The sequence below is a fragment of the Acinetobacter sp. YH01005 genome (assembly GCF_013420465.1).
GTDB classification, from domain to species: domain Bacteria; phylum Pseudomonadota; class Gammaproteobacteria; order Pseudomonadales; family Moraxellaceae; genus Acinetobacter; species Acinetobacter amyesii.
The window spans coordinates 159,668-177,818 of record NZ_VOYA01000007.1 but is presented as its reverse complement, the minus strand read 5'-3'; the positions used below and the strand labels follow the sequence as shown (position 1 = coordinate 177,818).

The following is an 18,151-nucleotide window of genomic DNA, read 5'->3' as shown; positions in this document are numbered from 1 at the left end:
CAGTGGCTGTTGATGACTATTCAAGATTTAATACACGTTTTGGTACTAAGCGCTTACGATCGGTAATTTCCGCTAGACCTAAGCAACGTTCCCCATCAAATACCAAAACCTGCGCTTCCGCAGCATGCTCAATATTACTTTCCATTCCACGACTAAAATATTCAGCTCGACCTTCCGGCGCTTGCACTTTGCAGAAATGATCGACGGGTGAATACACCGGCAGCAATAATGCTTCACGCTCCGCTTCGGTCAAGCTTTCCAAATATTCAATGGTGTAAGTTGGATTGAGGTCAAAATGCCCTGTTTGCGTACGGTGTAGATAGGTCAAATGTCCAAAAGTACCCAATGCTTTGGCAATATCTTCGCCTAAAACACGAATATATGTGCCTTTGGAACAGGTGATGTCGAGTGTAATACTATTCTCATTAAATGATAATAACTCGATGGCATAAATCGAAATTGGACGTGCTTCACGCTCTATTTCTATGCCTTTACGCGCCAACTCGTACAGCGGGCGACCTTCTTTTTTCAGCGCAGAATACATCGGTGGAATTTGTTGAATATCCCCTACAAATTGCGCCAAGACATTTTGAATATTTTCTTCAGTCAATGTTGGAACAGCTTGCTCTAATAGTATTTCACCTTCCACATCACCCGTCGTGGTACTGTGTCCTAAAAAGACGGTGGTTTTATAACGTTTAGTCGAATCCAATAAAAAATGCGAAAACTTTGTTGCTTCACCTAAGCAAATTGGTAATAAACCTGAGGCTAATGGATCTAGCGCACCTGTATGTCCTGCTTTTTGTGCTCGATACAACCAACGCACTTTTTGTAATGCAGCATTCGAGCTAATGCCCAAAGGCTTATTTAATAAAAATACACCATGTACTGGACGACGCTGAATCTTAGGAGAAGCTTTTTTCATGACTAAAATAGGGCAAAAAGAGAACTGCGCCATGGTATCAATCCATGCTAAGCGTTTACAACTTTTCTATGTTTTTATCATTCTTTTATGTCATATTGAGTTCGCATTTAGAACTCTAAAACAATTAAAAACGGAATAAAGGTGCATTGGGATATGCAAAAAAATAAACTTTGGCTCATCATTGCCTTGGTCGTTATCGCAGTTGCTGTATTTATATTTTGGCTGGCGCCAAAAGCATCACAAAATGATCCTTCAGATCAATCGATTCAACAACAAAATACGCCTTTAGCTCAGGGCGAAACCGCTACGGCTCAAGCAACAAGCGGTTCTTCGCTGCTCAGTCCAAGTCAACAAGACACGGAAGTTAACTGTCAAATCAGTATGGATGGTTCAAACCGTTTGATCGTGAATGAACAAACACGGAATTGCTTTGAATATTTCATTACTCAGTATGGTGAAAAGTCGATAGATCAAATTAAAAAGGATTTTAAAGCCTACATTGCACAAGGTCATAAAGAACCTGCGCTGTCCCAAATTTATGATTTGTGGGATCGTTATATGAAATATCGTGAACAGTTAGGTCATTTACAGCCACCAAGCGACGACAAAGAATCACCACAATATTATCGCTCGATCTACAGCAGCACACAAAATTTAAGAAAACAGTTCTTTTCTGATTATGAAATTGAAGGTTTATTTGGCAAGGAAAATACTTATCACGAATACACGCTGAAACGGATGGAAGTAGTAAATGACAAAAAACTGTCTGAATCAGAAAAAGCCAAAAAACTAAAAGCCCTGTTTGATGAACTCCCAGAAGATTGGAAAGAAAATCTGGAACAAATCAATAAACTTGAAGATTTACGCAAGCTCACAGCAGACATTAAAGCCCGTGGTGGTTCAAGCGAAGAAATCCATCAAATGCGGTTAAATTTAGTGGGTCCAGAAGCTACTCAGCGCCTTGAAAATCTAGACAGCCAGCGCAGCTCTTGGAAATCTAGCGTAAATCAATACCTCACAGAGCGTGACAGCATTGTGAAAAGCAATATGAGTGACAGTGCGAAACAACAAGCGGTGCAGCAACTCCGTAATCAACATTTTAAATCGAAGGAAGATCAGCTCCGCGTCAGTACCTTTGAATCTGTACATGATCAAGGTGGAAAATTACCTTTCGCAGAATAACTGCAAACAACAATTTAAAAACAACTTCAATTTCAGGATGAAATGATGAAAAAACCACAAGCTCTTTTATGCGCAATCATCGCTGCATCAGCAGTGATCGCCAGCACACAATCCCAAGCGGCGGCAGGACTCCAACATGTCACCGCCAACAGCTCGGCAAACTATGCCAAGACCAAATATCCGATTGTGTTTACCCATGGTATGTTCGGGTTTACTCGCATTGGTTTTGACAGCTTTGGCATGGATTATTTTTATCAAATTTTGCCAGATTTAGCTCGTAATGGGGCCAATACCTTTGCTGCCCAAGTTTCTCCGCTAGAGTCGACAGAAGTCCGTGGTGAGCAATTGCTCTCTCAAGTCGAAGAAGTTCTTGCTCTGACCGGCCAACCCAAAGTGAACCTCATTGGTCATTCACATGGTGGACCGACAACTCGCTATATTGCAGCGATCAAACCTGAATATGTAGCTTCGGTGACTGGGGTTGCAGGCACTTATCGTGGCTCTCTAGTCGCAGATAAAATCCAAGCAAATAAAACCATTAATTCAGTCTTTGGGGTACTTGGTGATCAACTCTTAGCACCGATTATTACTTGGGCTGAAGGCAACTCGAGTCTACCCAACAGTGTTGATGCATCACTTACCGCGATCAGTGAAAAAGGTTCTGCTGAATTTAATGCAAAATTTCCAACCGCAGCACTGGCTGCGAACTGCAATCAGTCGGGTGCCAAAGTCGACAATGGCGTGTATTACTACTCATGGACAGGTACAGCGCAAACCACAAATGTATTAGATGTACTAGATACAGTGATTAGTCAACTTGCCCCTTTGGCCTATGGAAATCGTGACAATGACGGTTTGGTTGGACGCTGTAGCACCCACATCGGACAAGTAATCCGTGATGACTACAATCACAACCACTTAGATGAAGTGAATATGGTCTTTGGCCTACGCAGCCTATTTTCACCTGACCCAGTTGCGCTCTACCGTCAACATGCCAATCGTTTAAAATTAAAGGGTCTGTAACCTCAAAAGTTGGTTCCCTTTCAGCACTGAACAGGACGTCTTTGGACGTCCTTTTTTGTTTACAATGTTTTTATTTGTAAGCATTTAACAAATTAATTCAATAAGTTATTCAATAATAACAACTAAAATAAACGATAAATATAAAAGACAGATGTATATAAATAAACATGTCATGTGAATGCAGCCCATGTCCCAAAATGACATGGAATTTCAAACCGAGCATGAAAAAATGACAAGGCATGTTTGTCTATTCAAACTCTCTAAAATCAAAGATATGGCCTAGCCAATCACAAAGATGTTGCTTAAAAACAGAGAGTATTTTCATTATTAAAAAGTAATAAAAACAACATCAGATCAAGGAACATTTATGCGATCTTTAGTAAACACGGCCAAGATGGCCTCTGTAGCTGCAGTTGCAGGCTTAGCGATGAGTATATCGGCAAGCACTCAAGCTGCGCCTAGCGTCCTCCAGGTGAAGGAAACGGTAAAATCTGACTACGCAAAAACCAAATATCCAATTTTAATGGTGCATGGTTGGCTCGGTTGGTCACGTATCGGTACCGACACCATTGGACTGGATTATTGGTACCAAATCTTGCCCGATATGGCACGAAATGGCTCAACCGTATTCGCAGCGCAATTATCTCCTGCAAATACTACAGCACATCGTGGTGAGCAGTTAATTGCACAAGTTGAAGATGTTTTGGCTATTACAGGGAAACTAAAACTTAACTTAATTGGTCACTCTCATGGTGGTCCAACTGTATTGTATGTTGCTCAAACAAAACCACAGTACATTGCGTCTATTACAGGTGTTGCAGGGACCTATCACGGCTCTAAAGTAGCGGATGATATTCAAGGCAACTCACTTTCTCGTACTGCCTTCAATATTTTAGGTGATTATATTGTCGGCCCACTGATTGCTTTAGGTCAGGCAAAACCTGAGCTTGAAATTGATTTCGATGCTTCTATGAAATCATTATCACAAACAGGTTCTGCTGCATTTAACAGTACGGTTGCAAAATCTGCTGTAGTTGACGGTGTTTTGGCATCTTCAGAAAATTGCAGCAAAAACTTAAAGCAAGTCGACAGCAAAGGCATTCAGTACTATTCATGGACTGGTGTTGCGCAAACCACGAATCTACTTGATATCGATACGATCCTGATGCAACTCGGACCATTGTCTTATGGCAATAAAGACAATGACGGTATGGTTGCACGTTGTAGTGCTTATATCGGTAAAGTCATTAATGACAACTACAAACTTAACCATACCGATTTAGCCAATATGATGTTCGGCTTAACAGGGCTATTTGCACAAGATCCTGTGGCGCTGTACCGTCAACATGCAAACCGTTTAAAACTGCAAGGACTTTAATTCTTATCGTTGAAATTTAAATGCAATAAGGGGGCTTCGGCCCTCTTATTTACTTTAATCGATCTGAAAATTCATGATCGTTTATTTTGTTACATTTAGCGTCACAGTTAATCTTTTTCAATTTGCAACAGGTGATCTTTATTGCTTTATTAGAAGTGACAATAAATATTGTCATAAAACAATAATACATTGAGGATCGCTCATGAAATACGGACCATTTTTAGCAGGTTTAATTGCAGCTACGTTCATCGGTAATGTATCTGCCTCGCAAGCAACCCAAGTCACCGCCAAAGCTAGTTCTAGCTATGCAAAGACCAAATATCCAATCGTATTTAACCATGGTATGGGGGGGTTCATTACCGTTGGTACGGACTCATTTGGACTCGACTATTGGTATCAAATCCTTCCTGATCTTGCTCGAAATGGTGCAAATGTTTGGGCAACTCGCGTATCGCCTTTTAACTCTACCGAAGTGCGTGGCGAACAGCTTCTACAACAAGTCCTTGAAATCCGAGCACTCACTGGTGCAGATAAAGTGAATTTAATTGGACATAGCCATGGTGGACCAACGATTCGTTATGTTGCCGGTGTTCGCCCAGATGTCGTGGCTTCATTAACCAGTGTTGCAGGACCTCATCAAGGCTCCCCTGTTGCAGACTTAATTTTAAAAGCTGAAGGCACCGCTGTGGAAGCACCCTTGGTTGGAGCTGTGAATTTTGTCTCTAAAGCCATCGTTTGGGCGCAAGGTCTAGATCCAAAGACTTACCCTCATGACGCATTGGCAGGTGGTTCAAGTTTAACGCTAGCGGGTTCTGCAAAGTACAATGCCGCATTCCCTCTGGGCTTGCCTAAATCCAATTGTGCTGATGGCAATAGCGTGGAAAAAGGCATTTATAACTATTCATTTACAGGTGTGGGCCAAATCACCAATATTTTAGATTTAGACTCAGCCCTAAAAGTGACCGCATTACTGATCGATGGCGGAAAAGACAATGATGGCCTCGTATCACGCTGTAGTGCCAAATTTGGTAAAACCATTCGTGACAACTACAACTGGAACCATTTAGATGAAGTCAACCAAGTGCTTGGTCTCAAAGCGCTATTTGCACCAGATCCTGTCGATGTCTATCGTCAACATGCAAACCGCCTAAAATCTCAAGGTTTATAATTTTCTTTCTCGCATAAAAAATGCGCCAAAAGGCGCATTTTTTACAGCGTTGTAAAACAAATTATTTTGCTTTACGAGCTGGTAATTTTTCACGAATACGTGCAGCTTTACCAGACAATTCACGTAGGTAGTAAAGTTTAGCACGACGAACGTCACCTCGACGTTTCACTTCGATACCAGCAACGATTGGTGAGTGAGTTTGGAATACACGCTCAACACCGAAACCGCTAGAAATTTTACGTACTGTGAACGCAGAGTTCAAACCACGATTTTTCTTAGCAATTACAACACCTTCAAATGCCTGAAGACGTTCACGCTCACCTTCTTTTACTTTAACTTGAACAACTACTGTGTCACCAGGAGCAAAAGCAGGGATGTCTTGTTTCAACTGTGCATTTTCAACAGCTTGTACTAAAGGATGTTTACCGCTCATGGGGTATCTCCGATTATGCGAGTTAGAAGAGGTCTAATCATCGCTGGGGCTAGAGGCTAAAGCGCATAGACCCGATTGACTTTCCCTTTATGCTTGACCGCTTCAATGCATAAAGAGCCTAATATAAGATTTAAAAAATTAAACCTTGGAATCTTTTAGCCATTTCTTTTGCTGCTTGGTCAATTCAACTTTTTCAACCAACTCAGGTCGGCGTTCTAAAGTGCGTTGATATCGCTGCAAAAACCGCCATTTCTCAATATTGGCATGATGTCCTGATTTTAATACTTCAGGAACATCTAAACCTTCAAAATGGTCTGGCTTGGTATATTGTGGGCAATCTAAAAGACCATCCACAAATGAGTCTTGCACATGTGATTGTTCATCAGACATTGCACCCGGAAGTCTCCGAATCACACTATCCAATAAAACCATCGCAGGGAGTTCACCACCAGATAAAACGTAATCGCCTATTGACCATTCCTGATCAACATATTGTTGGATCAAACGCTCATCTACACCTTCATAACGACCACACAATACAATTAATCCATCATATTTGACGAAATCTTGTACTGCAGGTTCATTTAAGGTCTTTCCTTGCGGCGACATATACACCACAGGGACATGAACAGCACCCGCTTGCTTGGCAAGCTCTTTGGCACGATGAATTGCTTTCGCTAATGGCTCAGCCATCATCACCATACCAGGACCACCACCAAATGGACGCTCATCCACTCTTTTGTAGTTGCCCTCAGCAAATTCGCGTGGATTGATACAATGAACTTGCACAATGTCACGTTTTGCTGCGCGCCCGCTAATACCGTAGGCTGTAATCGCTTCAAACATTTCAGGAAAAAGCGTAATGACTGCAAAAAACATCGCAGACTCCTCTATTTTCCTGCTGCGTCAATCCTTAAAGGATTAATAATCTACGCCCCAATTTACGTAGATACGACCAGCTTCGAGATCAACACGCTGTACTACATCTTTATGCCATGGAATCATTCGCTCTTCGCTATCGACACTGTCAGCAGTAGCGCGAACTACCATCACGTCGTTAGCACCTGTTTCAAACAATTCGTGGATTTGACCGAGGTTGACTTCTTGTTCATCTTCTCCAAGACCTAACACTGTTAAGCCCTTCAAATCTGACCAGTAATACTCGTCCACGCCTGCTTGAGGCAGTTGCGATTTAGAGATCCAGATATTTGCGCCAACCAAGTTATCTGCCGCGGTACGATCACTCACACCTTTTAGCGAAACAACCAAGCCTTTGCCATGTGGTTTCCAACGTTTTACATCTACTGTTTGCCAACCTGCTTTGGTCTCAATGTACCAAGGGAGGTAGTCAAAAATATTGCTCATAGGTTCTGTATTGGAATAGACCCAGAGCCACCCATTTAATCCATATGCTGAACGTAGCTGTCCAATCTGAATACGATCTTCGGGAACATTCTGTGTTGGTGTCATGGGTAACCTACTACTAATTAAGCAGTAGCTGCAGCTTTCTTAGCTTCAGCAGCTAAAGAAGCAACACGTTCTGAAGGTTGAGCACCTTGTGAAACCCAGTGAGCAAAACGGTCAGCATCTAAACGAAGTTTTTCTGCTTTACCTTGAGCTGTAGGGTTGAAGAAACCGATACGTTCGATGAAACGACCGTCACGTGCATTACGGCTATCAGTCACAATGATTTGATAGAACGGACGTTTTTTAGCACCACCGCGTGCAAGACGAATAACAACCATGATAGAACCTTATAGTTTTTACGGATTATCCCTGTACCGACCATCGATACATTTCAAACCCCTTTCATAGAGGGCAATATTTTACGCGAAGTTTGCCCTGAATGAAAGATCAAAAGTTAGTTATCCACAATTTTGAATTTATTTATCGGCCCAGCTTAAACAATTGCCCGTAGCATCATCTTTTTTGAACCAACACTGTGTTCCGGAATGTGTCAAAGTCAAAGCTCCGTTACTTTTCTGCATTCCTGTTGATATAGGTGTTGCTGTCATTGTCCAAGATGCATTTGGAGAAGCTGTTATCGTTAAATTGTACAATGCAGGACCACTTCTTGGTGATACTGTTTGCCCATAAATAGCTGGATTTTTTAATGGGTTAGTCGCATAACTCGACGTAGAATTACTTACCCCATAATCTCCATTGGTCAACTTATAGGATTGCAACCTTTGTGCAATTTCCATCATTGTACTCTGAGTCTCTAGACGATTTTTTCTTTTCACATAACTTTGATATGAAGGCAATGCAACTGCTGCTAATATTCCGATAATAACAACGATAATCAGCAACTCTAAAAGAGTGAATCCTTTAAACCCTCTCATACTATCTCCAATCTTCCCCATTTGTGCAGCTGGTGCTGGAAACTGTTAAAGCGTCTTTAGTCATGCATTTTACGCCGCGCGAATCCAATAATAAATATTGAGAAGCCCTCAGTGCATTTCCTTTTAATTGATTTGGAACCGCAATCATTTTCCACCCTTGCCCAACAGTAGAATCTTCCAAGGCAATGGTCGAATCATTGATATCGACTAATTTGATTTGATAATCAAAATCAGTTCCTGAATCATATGGAATATTGATTTCACCCTTCGTAGCCGTTTGATGATCTGGAACATAGCCCGCATAACTTAATTGCTTGCCTTTATAATTTTCCAACCGTTCAGCAATTTTGAGCATTTCTGACTGTGCTTTTGATTTATGCGCTCTAGCAACATATGCTTGATAACTGGGTATAGCGATAGCTGCAAAAATTGCAACTATCACCACAACAACCATCAATTCAAGCAAAGTGAAGCCTGCAGTATTTTTAATTTTATCCATACATACTTCCCTTACCACTCAAACCAGCGGACAGGCTTAATCTTACGTGCCTGGCTATATTTATACAGATTTTGATCTGTTAAAGTTGTATTTGCAGGCTTACAATTTCCGACACAAGATTCTTGTGTCTCCGCAATAGGTCCAACCAACATGGTTGTTCTTGGATCAGTAGAGGAAACAGCACCAAAGGCAGGGCCATTAATACCTTGATAGCTAGTTTTAACATATGCAGCACAGTCACCATATGGCATGCAAATACGGTGAGTCGTAGAAATACCTGTCACACCACCACCACAACCACTTACAGTTCCAGTCAATGTCGCTTTCGGATCATACAGGCTGACATATAAATCACCAGTAATAAGCTGTGAATCTTCAAATGCACGCGCATAATTTCCTGAATCAACTGAACGTAGTTCAAAACTCCAACCACGAAGCATAGTATTACCAGTTGTTAATTTCATATTAGCGATATCAGCAGCAGAAATTTGCTTAGAAACCGTTTTGCCAAGTATGCCTGAATTAGCCAAATTCGCTGGCAAAATAGTCGCAGCAGATGTAAAACTCGAGTTTTCCAAACCATTGGCTGCTGCATCACGGTCAATTAAACCGTAGATTTTGTTTTTTCCGCCGACTTCCGCTTCCAAAGGAAAACTGCGATTACCTGAACCTGCTGTCACAAGTACAAAGCGGTTTTGCCCATCATCAAAAACTGCCGTAGATAAACGGTCATAGAAACGCGGTACAAATGTTCCATCTTTTAACTTCGCTATGGTTTGCACACGCACCGCAATATTAGTATTGTCAGTTGCAGACATTTGATTATTGTTATTCAAGTCTACACGGAAAATCTGTCCACCTAAATCTGCAAAATAAATCATGTCTGCAAGACCATCGGCATCATAATCACGTACCACAGGCTGCCCTACAACACTGTAATTTATATCACTATTAATCGTTTTCTTATAACTGTCACTAATTCCTGAGCCATTTGAGCTACTCATCCAGATCAAGTTACCATTTGCAGCATCTACTATATATAAAGCGTTGCCATAAGTTGAGGACGGCTCTGTAAAAGTAGCCGCTGGTTTTTCATAAACATCAGCATCGTAACCGCCGCCAAAAATTAAGACTTTTTTACGTTCGCCTTTGACACGAATTTCAGCAATAGTCGGTTTAGCCCAGATTTGAGCCATACGCTGAAATTCATTTGTTGATGTCGGTTTAATTTGGAATAATAGCTTCGGACTTGCTGGATTAAGTATATCCAATCCATAAAGCCCACTTCCCCCCATACGTAAACCGCCATAAATATTCATTTTATTGGCAACATATTTTGTGGTTGAAACTGTACCAGACTTAGTAATTTGCACCTTAAATGTATTGTCCGCTACCCATGGCGCATCTACACCATAAGCTATACCCGACAGGCTACCCACCCCTTTTGAATCTTTACCAGCCAACGTATCATATTGATTCGTTATAATTTCTGGCGGAACAAATACCGACTGCTCTTTACCTGTCGAAGCATCCACAATATGCAAGCCGCCATCCATTGACCCATAAACTGTATATTCTTTACGTGTATCCGCAACATTACTAGAAGTTACTGTTGACTCTTTTGTTACCATGAGCGGCGTTGAATGCACCACCCCACCAAGGAATCTATATGGGCTAGCCGGATTTACTGCGAGCGTATTAATTTCTGTAGAAGTTAAAGTTGTCTGTGTCGCGGCTGCAGGGAATGCAGTTTGATAACCCATGTAATTCAATAAAGCTAGGCGCTGGTTGATTGTATAAGTCCCGCTCAGTGCATCTGTACCAGTAGTATTAGTTGCCAGATTTGTCTTAGTCACTTTCTTTAAAGAACTGCCATCTAAGATGTAGACTTTACGCTCACTATCTACATTGCTGATTGAGTCTGCTTCAGCCAAAGCTGTAGATGGAACAGGAATTTTATTCCATGCACCACCACTATTAATTAATGAATGGTCAGAGCCAGAAGCCGCGGTAGACCATAAATCTTTTGCAGATGAGTTAATAACCTGCTGATTGTTTTCAACTTTATAAATTGCATTATTACTGCTGTCTTTCAGCGTACCGCCAAGAATTTTATATTTCTTTAAATTCCCAGCCCATGTACGAAAGGTAGAATCTTCCATTGGCATAATCATTGGGAAAAAGCCTTCAGTCATTGACTTAGTCTGATCTAAAGGATCGCGCGGTACAGAAATAGAGCCCAAGCTTGAAGGGGTAAAACCAACTGTTACATCCGATACAAATTTAATAATACTATTTTTAATATCTTCTGAGTTCTCGGCATAGTAAAAACCGCCATCTCCATATGCTTTACTCCCCCATAAACAAGCGTTTTTTGCATCATTATTTGGCGCACTCGCACAATTATATGTTCCATCTGTGTTTTTTGTTAAACCTGCAAATGAGGCACCAAAACCAACCACAGCTGTTTTAATGTTCATATCTGCAGGATTTTTTTGTGTATTGGAAAGATCTGTCCTATTACGGAGTTTTTTTGCGTATTCCCCGATATACTCCCATCCCCCTGTTTCTCCTGCAAATAAACCTGAATTTAAATTAGGGGATACTAAAACACCTGTACCCGAAGGTTTGGCAGAGAACTTATATGAATCATCATTATTTAACGATGTATTCATAATGGTTTGTGCCATTGAATCTTTTGTAGAGTTTGGTGAACCATCTGTTAAAAAATAAATGCCATTACCATCACAACTGCTGGTTGATCCACCTGTTTTATAAACTGAACCATTCTTAGTATCACTTGCTGAATAGGCAAAACCGCCATAATTATTATCAATTGGTCCTGAAGTCGAAACTGTTTGCGTAATTCCCCCCCATGGACGAATAACTGCATACTGTTTTTGTTTGCACTTTTTCTTATCATAATATGTTCTATTATCGTTCATATTATATGTTTCATAATGAAATGCTCCTTGTGGATTACGAGCATTTAGAATCGGATTTTCACCGATAACAGGTATTTCACAACGTTTATTATCAATTTCATCTTGTGTTGCCGCTCTTTCCCAATCGCCAGATCGAACACACAGTGACGTCCAACCACTCAAGATATTAAAACCTGATGGACAATCTTGAAAACCTTCAGTAGTAATTGTGTTTGTAATGGTACCTGTTTTTATAGAAAAAGGACTAGTACGATAAGAAACTAGATTATTTGCTCCCTTATTTGCCCAAACCTTACCACCAATAGGTTCAATATCCATCGGTTCATGGGCAAGTTTCATCCAGCCACCATAGCGCCAACCTACAGGTAATTTTGCATGAGTTTCCCATAGAGAATTCATATCTCCCACATCTTGTGTATTTTTCAACTCTATTGGTGTTACTTGTAGCCAACCTCCACTACCATTGGGTTTGTAAATTTTAATTGTTGAGCCCATGCGCTTATTTGTTGCATCGTACCAATCCGACTCGCTCTTGTTCCACTCATTATCACAAGCCATCACGGTTGCGCCTAATGCAGTTGGACGTTCAGTACCTAATGCGACACATACATAATAAACTTGTTTAGTTGCATCATCCGATTTTTGCATCACAGAATAACCATCATACAAGATTGTACTTGTTGAAGGTAAGCTAGAATCCTGTCCTGTAGTCGTTCCCATCATATAGGCTGCTGCTTCAGCATAAGCATGAGCTGTTGGCGTACCACTTGAGGCTTTAAAAATATCTGGATAGGCTGTACTGGATAATTTTAAATTAGCGTTTGCTGTACCATCTTCATTAGTTGTAGTATCGACTGATTTAAGACTCACTAACTGTAAAATCAATTTCTCCCTTTGGGCTGCATTTAGTTGTGCATTTGGAACTAATATTCTTCCAGAGTGACCATCAACTAATTTGTTGGTTGTAGTTCCTACGGTTAAAGGTGTTTTTGCAGAAAAATGTCCTAACCCCATATAAGTAGTATTAGGAATACTACTATCAGCCAACAATTGAATAAGAGCATCTTTTAAACGAGATAAACGATCAAATTTACCTGTAGAAGACTCAATTAATTTTCCAGCAGAATCAATACTTGGATTACCGCAACCACGTAAATAGTATGAAATTACTCGACCGTTAATATTTACAGTTTTCTTAAATGATGTTTTATTATAAGTATCACTTCCAACACGCTTATCTAAAGCATTATATGCCCATTGCTTAAATACCCCACCTTCATCAACATTTACTCTATCACACATTGGTGTGGCTGTATTTGCATACTGTGGATCGACATCACCAGGACTGCCTAATGTATTATTATTAGGCAACACCAGTGAGCTAATCCCCATACTCCCTGACGTATCCAGCATGAGTAAAATTGAAGTCTTACCAGTCGTATTTCCTCTATACAGACTCAAGTCACTTGCAAGGACTGCTGTACTTGTTGGTACTGCCATCACTGGAAGCAAGGCCATCATTATTACAAGGGGTTTTAATCTCATTTCTCTTCTCCCAATCTTCCAGTGCTTAATTTTTTGCTTCGGTTAAGCGGACTACATATTCTGCAACTTGCGTATTTAGCGGCACACCCAGCTGATTTAGACACTCATGCAAAGTTTCAACTTTAACTTGCCCACTTGTACTATCAGCTCTATTTTTTAATAACAGATCATCCATTACACTCCCTTTCAAACAGTCTTCCATCTCTGTAAGAGTGACCGATGGAGCCATAGCAGGAGCAAACGATGTCGCAACTACACGGATACGTTTGGTATCTACATCCGCCTTTAAATCTGTACTTTTATTGGTCAATTCAAATTTACGCATTTCCACTGCAGGATCATCTGGATTAACAACAGAAACCTGCGTCACAATCGCCTTACGGCTGATAGAAAACATTGTTGCTGGATTACAAACCGCATCAATATCTCCAGAAAGCGCAGCACTTACACCTTTAGCAGCAGTCGCCGAAGCACGCTCAATAATTCGAAAGTCGCCAAGATTAAAGAACATGTTATTTTTAGCAGCACTGCTTTCTACTTCTGTTGGTTTAAAACAAAACTGCAGCTCCTTACCCTGGTTGCCATCTAATAAAACTTGTCCAATAGGTGTACCCGCTAAGTTTGTGCTTTCATTGGCATTAAAGTTTTTTTCTAAATGATCCAATGCAACATCAGAAGTCTGCATTAATAAGGTTTGGACTTGAGCATTTGTCGCCAGCTTTAAGCTAAAAATACTATTGCGGATAGCATATAGGCCAACAACTGTGATTAATATCAGTAAAATCAATACTGTAATGAGGGTTACACCCTGCTGGTGTTTTGAATGATTTATCATTAGATATCCCCCAATCCACCATTACGGATTGCAATTGTTGTGGTGTAAACCTGACGCAGATAACCGTCTTTTGCCGCAGTAATCGTCTGATCTAAAACTTTGAATTCTGTTTTTTCAGCCATTGCGACTTTTTCTGAAGAACGTACAAGCCAGCCTAGATTCACCCCAATTACCGCTGGGCGCGGCAATGTCGTAATTGCTTTATAGTCATTCACACCTAAAGTGCGTGTAGTACCATTGGTATTGCGAACAACCAATTGCACTCTCATGTATTCAATATTTTTTGCAATAATTTCACCAGCATTTGCTGCATAATTTGCTGTCAGTGTATTTACAGCATTAATAGTTTGAGACTCATAAGTTTGTGGAACAGTTTCTCCATCTGCAAGAAACATACTTGAGGAGCAATTCAAGTTTGCTTCACTTTTAGAACTATCCTTACTAATGTAATAACGCTCAATGACATACCAGCCTTTGGCATAAGTTGTACTTGTTTTTATTGGCCCTCGTACTTTTTTACCATCACATGTAAAAGTATCCATAGGTGCTTGATACATAATCACCAGCTGATCACTCTTTGGAAAAGCACTATAAGCACTGTCATTATTCACACTTGCTGATACTAAGTTATTACCCGTCAACAATGAAGTTCCAATTTTCAAACCTTTTAAATTACCATCTGCAGGAGGAGTAGCTGTGCTGCTTGTTTGATTGCTTAACACAATACCACCATACAATGATGCATCATTAATAATGCTGGCATTGCCATGGTTTGCTAAACGGATATTCTTCGTAACGTAATTAATCCCAAATAAGCCGCTATCCTGCAAAGATGCAGCAGAAGATTGAATCCGATAGTTTTGCTGCCCACTGATAAGCATTTGAATTGCCACAGCAACCAATATCAGGCCCAACGTGATTGCAATCATTAATTCTATTAACGTGAAACCAGCCTGTTTAAATGTTTTCATTAATACGCCTCCAGCACCAAGCAACTAGAATCATCGGCATATTTACCATCTACTTTTAAACATGCATTTTGAACTGCGGGAGCATCTGGAGTAGCTTTAGCATCAGTAATTGGCTGTGTTTCCCCCCAAGCAGCAATTAAACATAATCGCTCCTGACTAGCCGAAGTATTCAAACAATTCATTACGCCAATTTTCATCCCTTTTGATACCGCTACATCACTGTATTGTTTTAAGTCATAAAGCGCCTGATTCACTGCACTACAACCGCTATCACAGTTAGGCAAAGAACTCGGTACAGCTGCCTTATAATTACCTGTCGGATTAAGCCTTACTTTTTCTGCGAGCCCATTCAGCAAAATAAGTGCATCTGCCCTTTTAATTGATTCTTCAGTAGCTGCTGTCGCTCTAACTTGCAGCGCCGCATAGCCCAAGATTGCGATAGCAAGGATTAACATCGCAACCAAAACCTCCATCAACCCAACACCTTTTTGGCTAGAAAAACCAATCATTAGCAGGCTCCTCCTTGTGTAATTTCAACTGTTCCGGGGATGCCAACCGTTAATACATATGATCCGGCAGAAGAGCAAAAAGTGATTGTTTGTGAAGCTGTTAAGTTTCCACGAGCCGAAAATACAAAAATATCATTCGATGTACTTTTAACATTAATTTTCTTTTCTACATTCACAATAAGAACGCTATCTTTTTTTAAAGAAGATGACATAGTTGTTGAATAATTCGCAAGATTTCCACCACATGTATCCTGAGAAACTGCAGAAGCAGATTTGCTCAACGATGTACATACAACAGTAGAGGCTCTGTTCAGTAATGCCCGACTACGGGCTTCTTTCAAAGTATCTCGCATATTAAAAGCTGTAGTTTTTAGATTCTCTTTAATCAATAAATTCCCAAACGAAGGCGCAGCTAAAGTCGCAATAATCGCCATCACAGCAATCGTCACAATCAGCTCAATTAACGTAAATCCTTTATTTTTCTGCATACTCCCCCCCAAGGCGCGCCAAACTTTACCCTATTAAAAATAATATCTAATTAAATTACAAAAAAAACACAAATTAGGATAAAAGGCATAAAAAAACAGATAATTGCCAAAAAGCAATTATCTGTCAATTCTTAAAAAAATTCAGAATGTTAAGTCATTAACACTTTATGCTTGAGTTACAGGAATACGTAACTCTTTTGGCAAACTAAATGTAATATTTTCTTCGCGGCCATCAAGCTCTTGCGGTGCTTTTGCTCCCCAATCTTGTAGGCGCTGAATTACTTGTTTAATTAATATTTCAGGTGCAGATGCCCCTGCAGTTACACCAATTTTAGTGTGTTCATCAAACCACTCTTGTTGCAACTGATCTGCATTATCTACCAAATAGGCATGCTTACCCATCCGTTCAGCCAATTCACGTAATCGGTTCGAGTTCGAAGAGTTCGGTGAACCCACAACCAGTACAACATCACATTGCTCGGCAAGATCACGTACGGCATCTTGGCGGTTTTGAGTAGCATAACAAATATCATCTTTACGCGGCCCCTGAATTTCAGGAAACTTCTGACGTAAGGCATCAATGACTTTTGCTGTGTCATCTATAGAAAGCGTTGTCTGAGTTACAAACGCTACTTTTTCAGGATGCACCACTTTTAGATCAGCAACATCTTGTTCATCTTCAACCAAATAAATCGAACCACCATTTTTGGTGTCATATTGGCCCATTGTCCCTTCAACCTCAGGGTGACCTTCATGACCAATCAAAATGGCTTCTACCCCTTCACGGGCATACTTGGTCACTTCTATATGCACCTTGGTCACCAAAGGGCAGGTCGCATCAAATACTTTTAAACCACGACGCTCTGCTTCTTGTTGTACTGCCTTAGATACACCGTGCGCACTAAAAATCACAATGTTGTCATCTGGCACTTCATCCAGTTCATCCACAAATATCGCACCGCGTTGACGCAGGTCGTCCACCACAAATTTATTATGTACTACCTCATGACGCACATATATTGGGGGGTTAAAGCATTCCAGTGCACGGTTCACAATCGCGATGGCGCGATCAACACCTGCACAGAAACCGCGTGGATTAGCTAAAACAATTTCCATAGAATCCTCAATGCCCACTCAATTTTACGGGTATCACTTGAAATAAATGTAAACAATAGACGTCTGACTATTTTGTTTGGCGCGCGTCTGCTCTAAAATAGAGAAGATATTTTATCATATCAGGAAAAATATCATGTCGGGTCTCTTGTTTGTCGTTTCTGCTGCTTCGGGAACGGGCAAAACATCCCTCGTTAAAGCCCTGCTTGAACGTGTAAACAATTTACATGTCTCTGTTTCTCATACCACTCGTGGTCAGCGTCCTGGCGAATTAGACGGCGTACATTACCATTTTGCTAAAAAAGAAGATTTTCTATCTTTGGTAAATGAAGGCGGCTTCATTGAATATGCAGAAGTTTTTGGTAATTATTACGGTACTGCACAGCGCACAGTAAAAGAACAATTGGCCAAAGGTCATGACGTTTTACTTGAAATTGACTGGCAAGGTGCTGAACAGGTTCGTAAACTTTTTCCTGAATCTAGACAAATTTTTATTCTTCCTCCGAGTCAGTTCGATTTACGTCAACGTTTATCCAATCGTGGTACAGACTCTGTCGAAGTCATTGAACATCGTCTTAGCTGTGCCGTAGAAGATATGCAGCAATATGTTAATTTTGACTATGTCATTATTAATGATGACTTTAATAAAGCACTGCATGACTTAGAGTCCGTGATTATTGCTAATCGTCTTGTTTTAAAACAACAAGCCATGCGCCATGAAAAACTGATTGAGAAATTAATCACCCCTACGGAACAGTGATTAAAACTTGAGTCTATAGACAAAGCACCTTATAC

General features: G+C 40.5%; 18 protein-coding genes. 5 read left to right on the top strand and 13 right to left on the bottom strand.

Going from position 1 to position 18,151, the window contains the following annotated elements; genetic code table 11:
• Positions 1-16: 16 nt before the first annotated feature.
• A complete protein-coding gene (gene truB, locus FTT72_RS07010) occupies positions 17-925 on the bottom strand; it encodes a tRNA pseudouridine(55) synthase TruB (RefSeq protein ID WP_180021670.1) in 909 nt (302 codons plus the stop codon).
• Positions 926-1,078: 153 nt separating this feature from the next.
• Between truB and FTT72_RS07005 the strand changes: the two genes are divergently transcribed.
• From FTT72_RS07005 to FTT72_RS06990, 4 genes are all read left to right on the top strand, one after another.
• On the top strand, positions 1,079-2,107 hold the full coding sequence (locus tag FTT72_RS07005; RefSeq protein WP_180178092.1) for a lipase secretion chaperone: 1,029 nt from the start codon (positions 1,079-1,081) through the stop codon (positions 2,105-2,107).
• A gap of 42 nt (positions 2,108-2,149) precedes the next feature.
• Positions 2,150-3,130: a lipase family alpha/beta hydrolase gene (locus tag FTT72_RS07000; protein ID WP_373686899.1), complete on the top strand. Its 981-nt coding sequence runs from the start codon at positions 2,150-2,152 to the stop codon at positions 3,128-3,130.
• 367 nt (positions 3,131-3,497) lie between these two features.
• On the top strand, positions 3,498-4,508 hold the full coding sequence (locus FTT72_RS06995) for a triacylglycerol lipase (RefSeq protein ID WP_180178090.1): 1,011 nt from the start codon (positions 3,498-3,500) through the stop codon (positions 4,506-4,508).
• Between the two features lie 202 nt (positions 4,509-4,710).
• A complete protein-coding gene (locus FTT72_RS06990) occupies positions 4,711-5,676 on the top strand; it encodes a triacylglycerol lipase (RefSeq protein WP_078189349.1) in 966 nt (321 codons plus the stop codon).
• A 61-nt stretch (positions 5,677-5,737) separates the two neighbouring features.
• Here FTT72_RS06990 and rplS read toward each other — a convergent pair whose 3' ends face one another.
• The 12 genes from rplS to ispH all read right to left on the bottom strand — a co-directional run bounded on the left by rplS (position 5,738) and on the right by ispH (position 17,359).
• Positions 5,738-6,109: a 50S ribosomal protein L19 gene (gene rplS / locus FTT72_RS06985; RefSeq protein ID WP_078189351.1), complete on the bottom strand. Its 372-nt coding sequence runs from the start codon at positions 6,107-6,109 to the stop codon at positions 5,738-5,740.
• A 138-nt stretch (positions 6,110-6,247) separates the two neighbouring features.
• Positions 6,248-6,988: a tRNA (guanosine(37)-N1)-methyltransferase TrmD gene (gene trmD, locus FTT72_RS06980; RefSeq protein WP_180004770.1), complete on the bottom strand. Its 741-nt coding sequence runs from the start codon at positions 6,986-6,988 to the stop codon at positions 6,248-6,250.
• Positions 6,989-7,030: 42 nt separating this feature from the next.
• Entirely contained in the window at positions 7,031-7,579 is a 549-nt protein-coding gene (gene rimM, locus FTT72_RS06975) for a ribosome maturation factor RimM (RefSeq protein WP_078189353.1), read from the bottom strand.
• A 17-nt stretch (positions 7,580-7,596) separates the two neighbouring features.
• Positions 7,597-7,854, bottom strand: a complete 258-nt coding sequence (gene rpsP, locus FTT72_RS06970; protein ID WP_078189354.1) for a 30S ribosomal protein S16 — start codon at positions 7,852-7,854, stop codon at positions 7,597-7,599.
• 138 nt (positions 7,855-7,992) lie between these two features.
• Complete coding sequence (locus FTT72_RS06965; protein WP_104852627.1) at positions 7,993-8,451, bottom strand: type IV pilin protein; 459 nt, start codon at positions 8,449-8,451, stop codon at positions 7,993-7,995.
• A 1-nt stretch (position 8,452) separates the two neighbouring features.
• On the bottom strand, positions 8,453-8,950 hold the full coding sequence (locus tag FTT72_RS06960; RefSeq protein WP_104852628.1) for a type IV pilin protein: 498 nt from the start codon (positions 8,948-8,950) through the stop codon (positions 8,453-8,455).
• Positions 8,951-8,961: 11 nt separating this feature from the next.
• On the bottom strand, positions 8,962-13,440 hold the full coding sequence (locus FTT72_RS06955; RefSeq protein ID WP_257233408.1) for a pilus assembly protein: 4,479 nt from the start codon (positions 13,438-13,440) through the stop codon (positions 8,962-8,964).
• A gap of 25 nt (positions 13,441-13,465) precedes the next feature.
• Positions 13,466-14,275, bottom strand: coding sequence for a hypothetical protein (locus FTT72_RS06950; RefSeq protein ID WP_180178089.1), 810 nt, complete (start codon positions 14,273-14,275; stop codon positions 13,466-13,468).
• Positions 14,275-15,246: a PilW family protein gene (locus FTT72_RS06945; RefSeq protein ID WP_180178088.1), complete on the bottom strand. Its 972-nt coding sequence runs from the start codon at positions 15,244-15,246 to the stop codon at positions 14,275-14,277. The genes FTT72_RS06950 and FTT72_RS06945 overlap by 1 nt, the downstream gene beginning before the upstream one ends.
• On the bottom strand, positions 15,246-15,755 hold the full coding sequence (pilV, locus tag FTT72_RS06940) for a type IV pilus modification protein PilV (protein WP_180170707.1): 510 nt from the start codon (positions 15,753-15,755) through the stop codon (positions 15,246-15,248). Before pilV ends, FTT72_RS06945 begins: the two co-directional genes overlap by 1 nt.
• Positions 15,755-16,243 carry a Tfp pilus assembly protein FimT/FimU gene (locus tag FTT72_RS06935; RefSeq protein ID WP_180178087.1) on the bottom strand — a complete coding sequence of 163 codons (489 nt, stop codon included), beginning with the start codon at positions 16,241-16,243 and terminating at the stop codon, positions 15,755-15,757. The genes pilV and FTT72_RS06935 overlap by 1 nt, the downstream gene beginning before the upstream one ends.
• Before the next feature lie 165 nt (positions 16,244-16,408).
• Positions 16,409-17,359, bottom strand: a complete 951-nt coding sequence (ispH, locus tag FTT72_RS06930) for a 4-hydroxy-3-methylbut-2-enyl diphosphate reductase (protein ID WP_168378169.1) — start codon at positions 17,357-17,359, stop codon at positions 16,409-16,411.
• A gap of 133 nt (positions 17,360-17,492) precedes the next feature.
• Here ispH and gmk point away from each other — a divergent pair, with 133 nt between their 5' ends.
• Positions 17,493-18,116: a guanylate kinase gene (gene gmk / locus FTT72_RS06925; protein WP_078189363.1), complete on the top strand. Its 624-nt coding sequence runs from the start codon at positions 17,493-17,495 to the stop codon at positions 18,114-18,116.
• Positions 18,117-18,151: the final 35 nt, after the last annotated feature.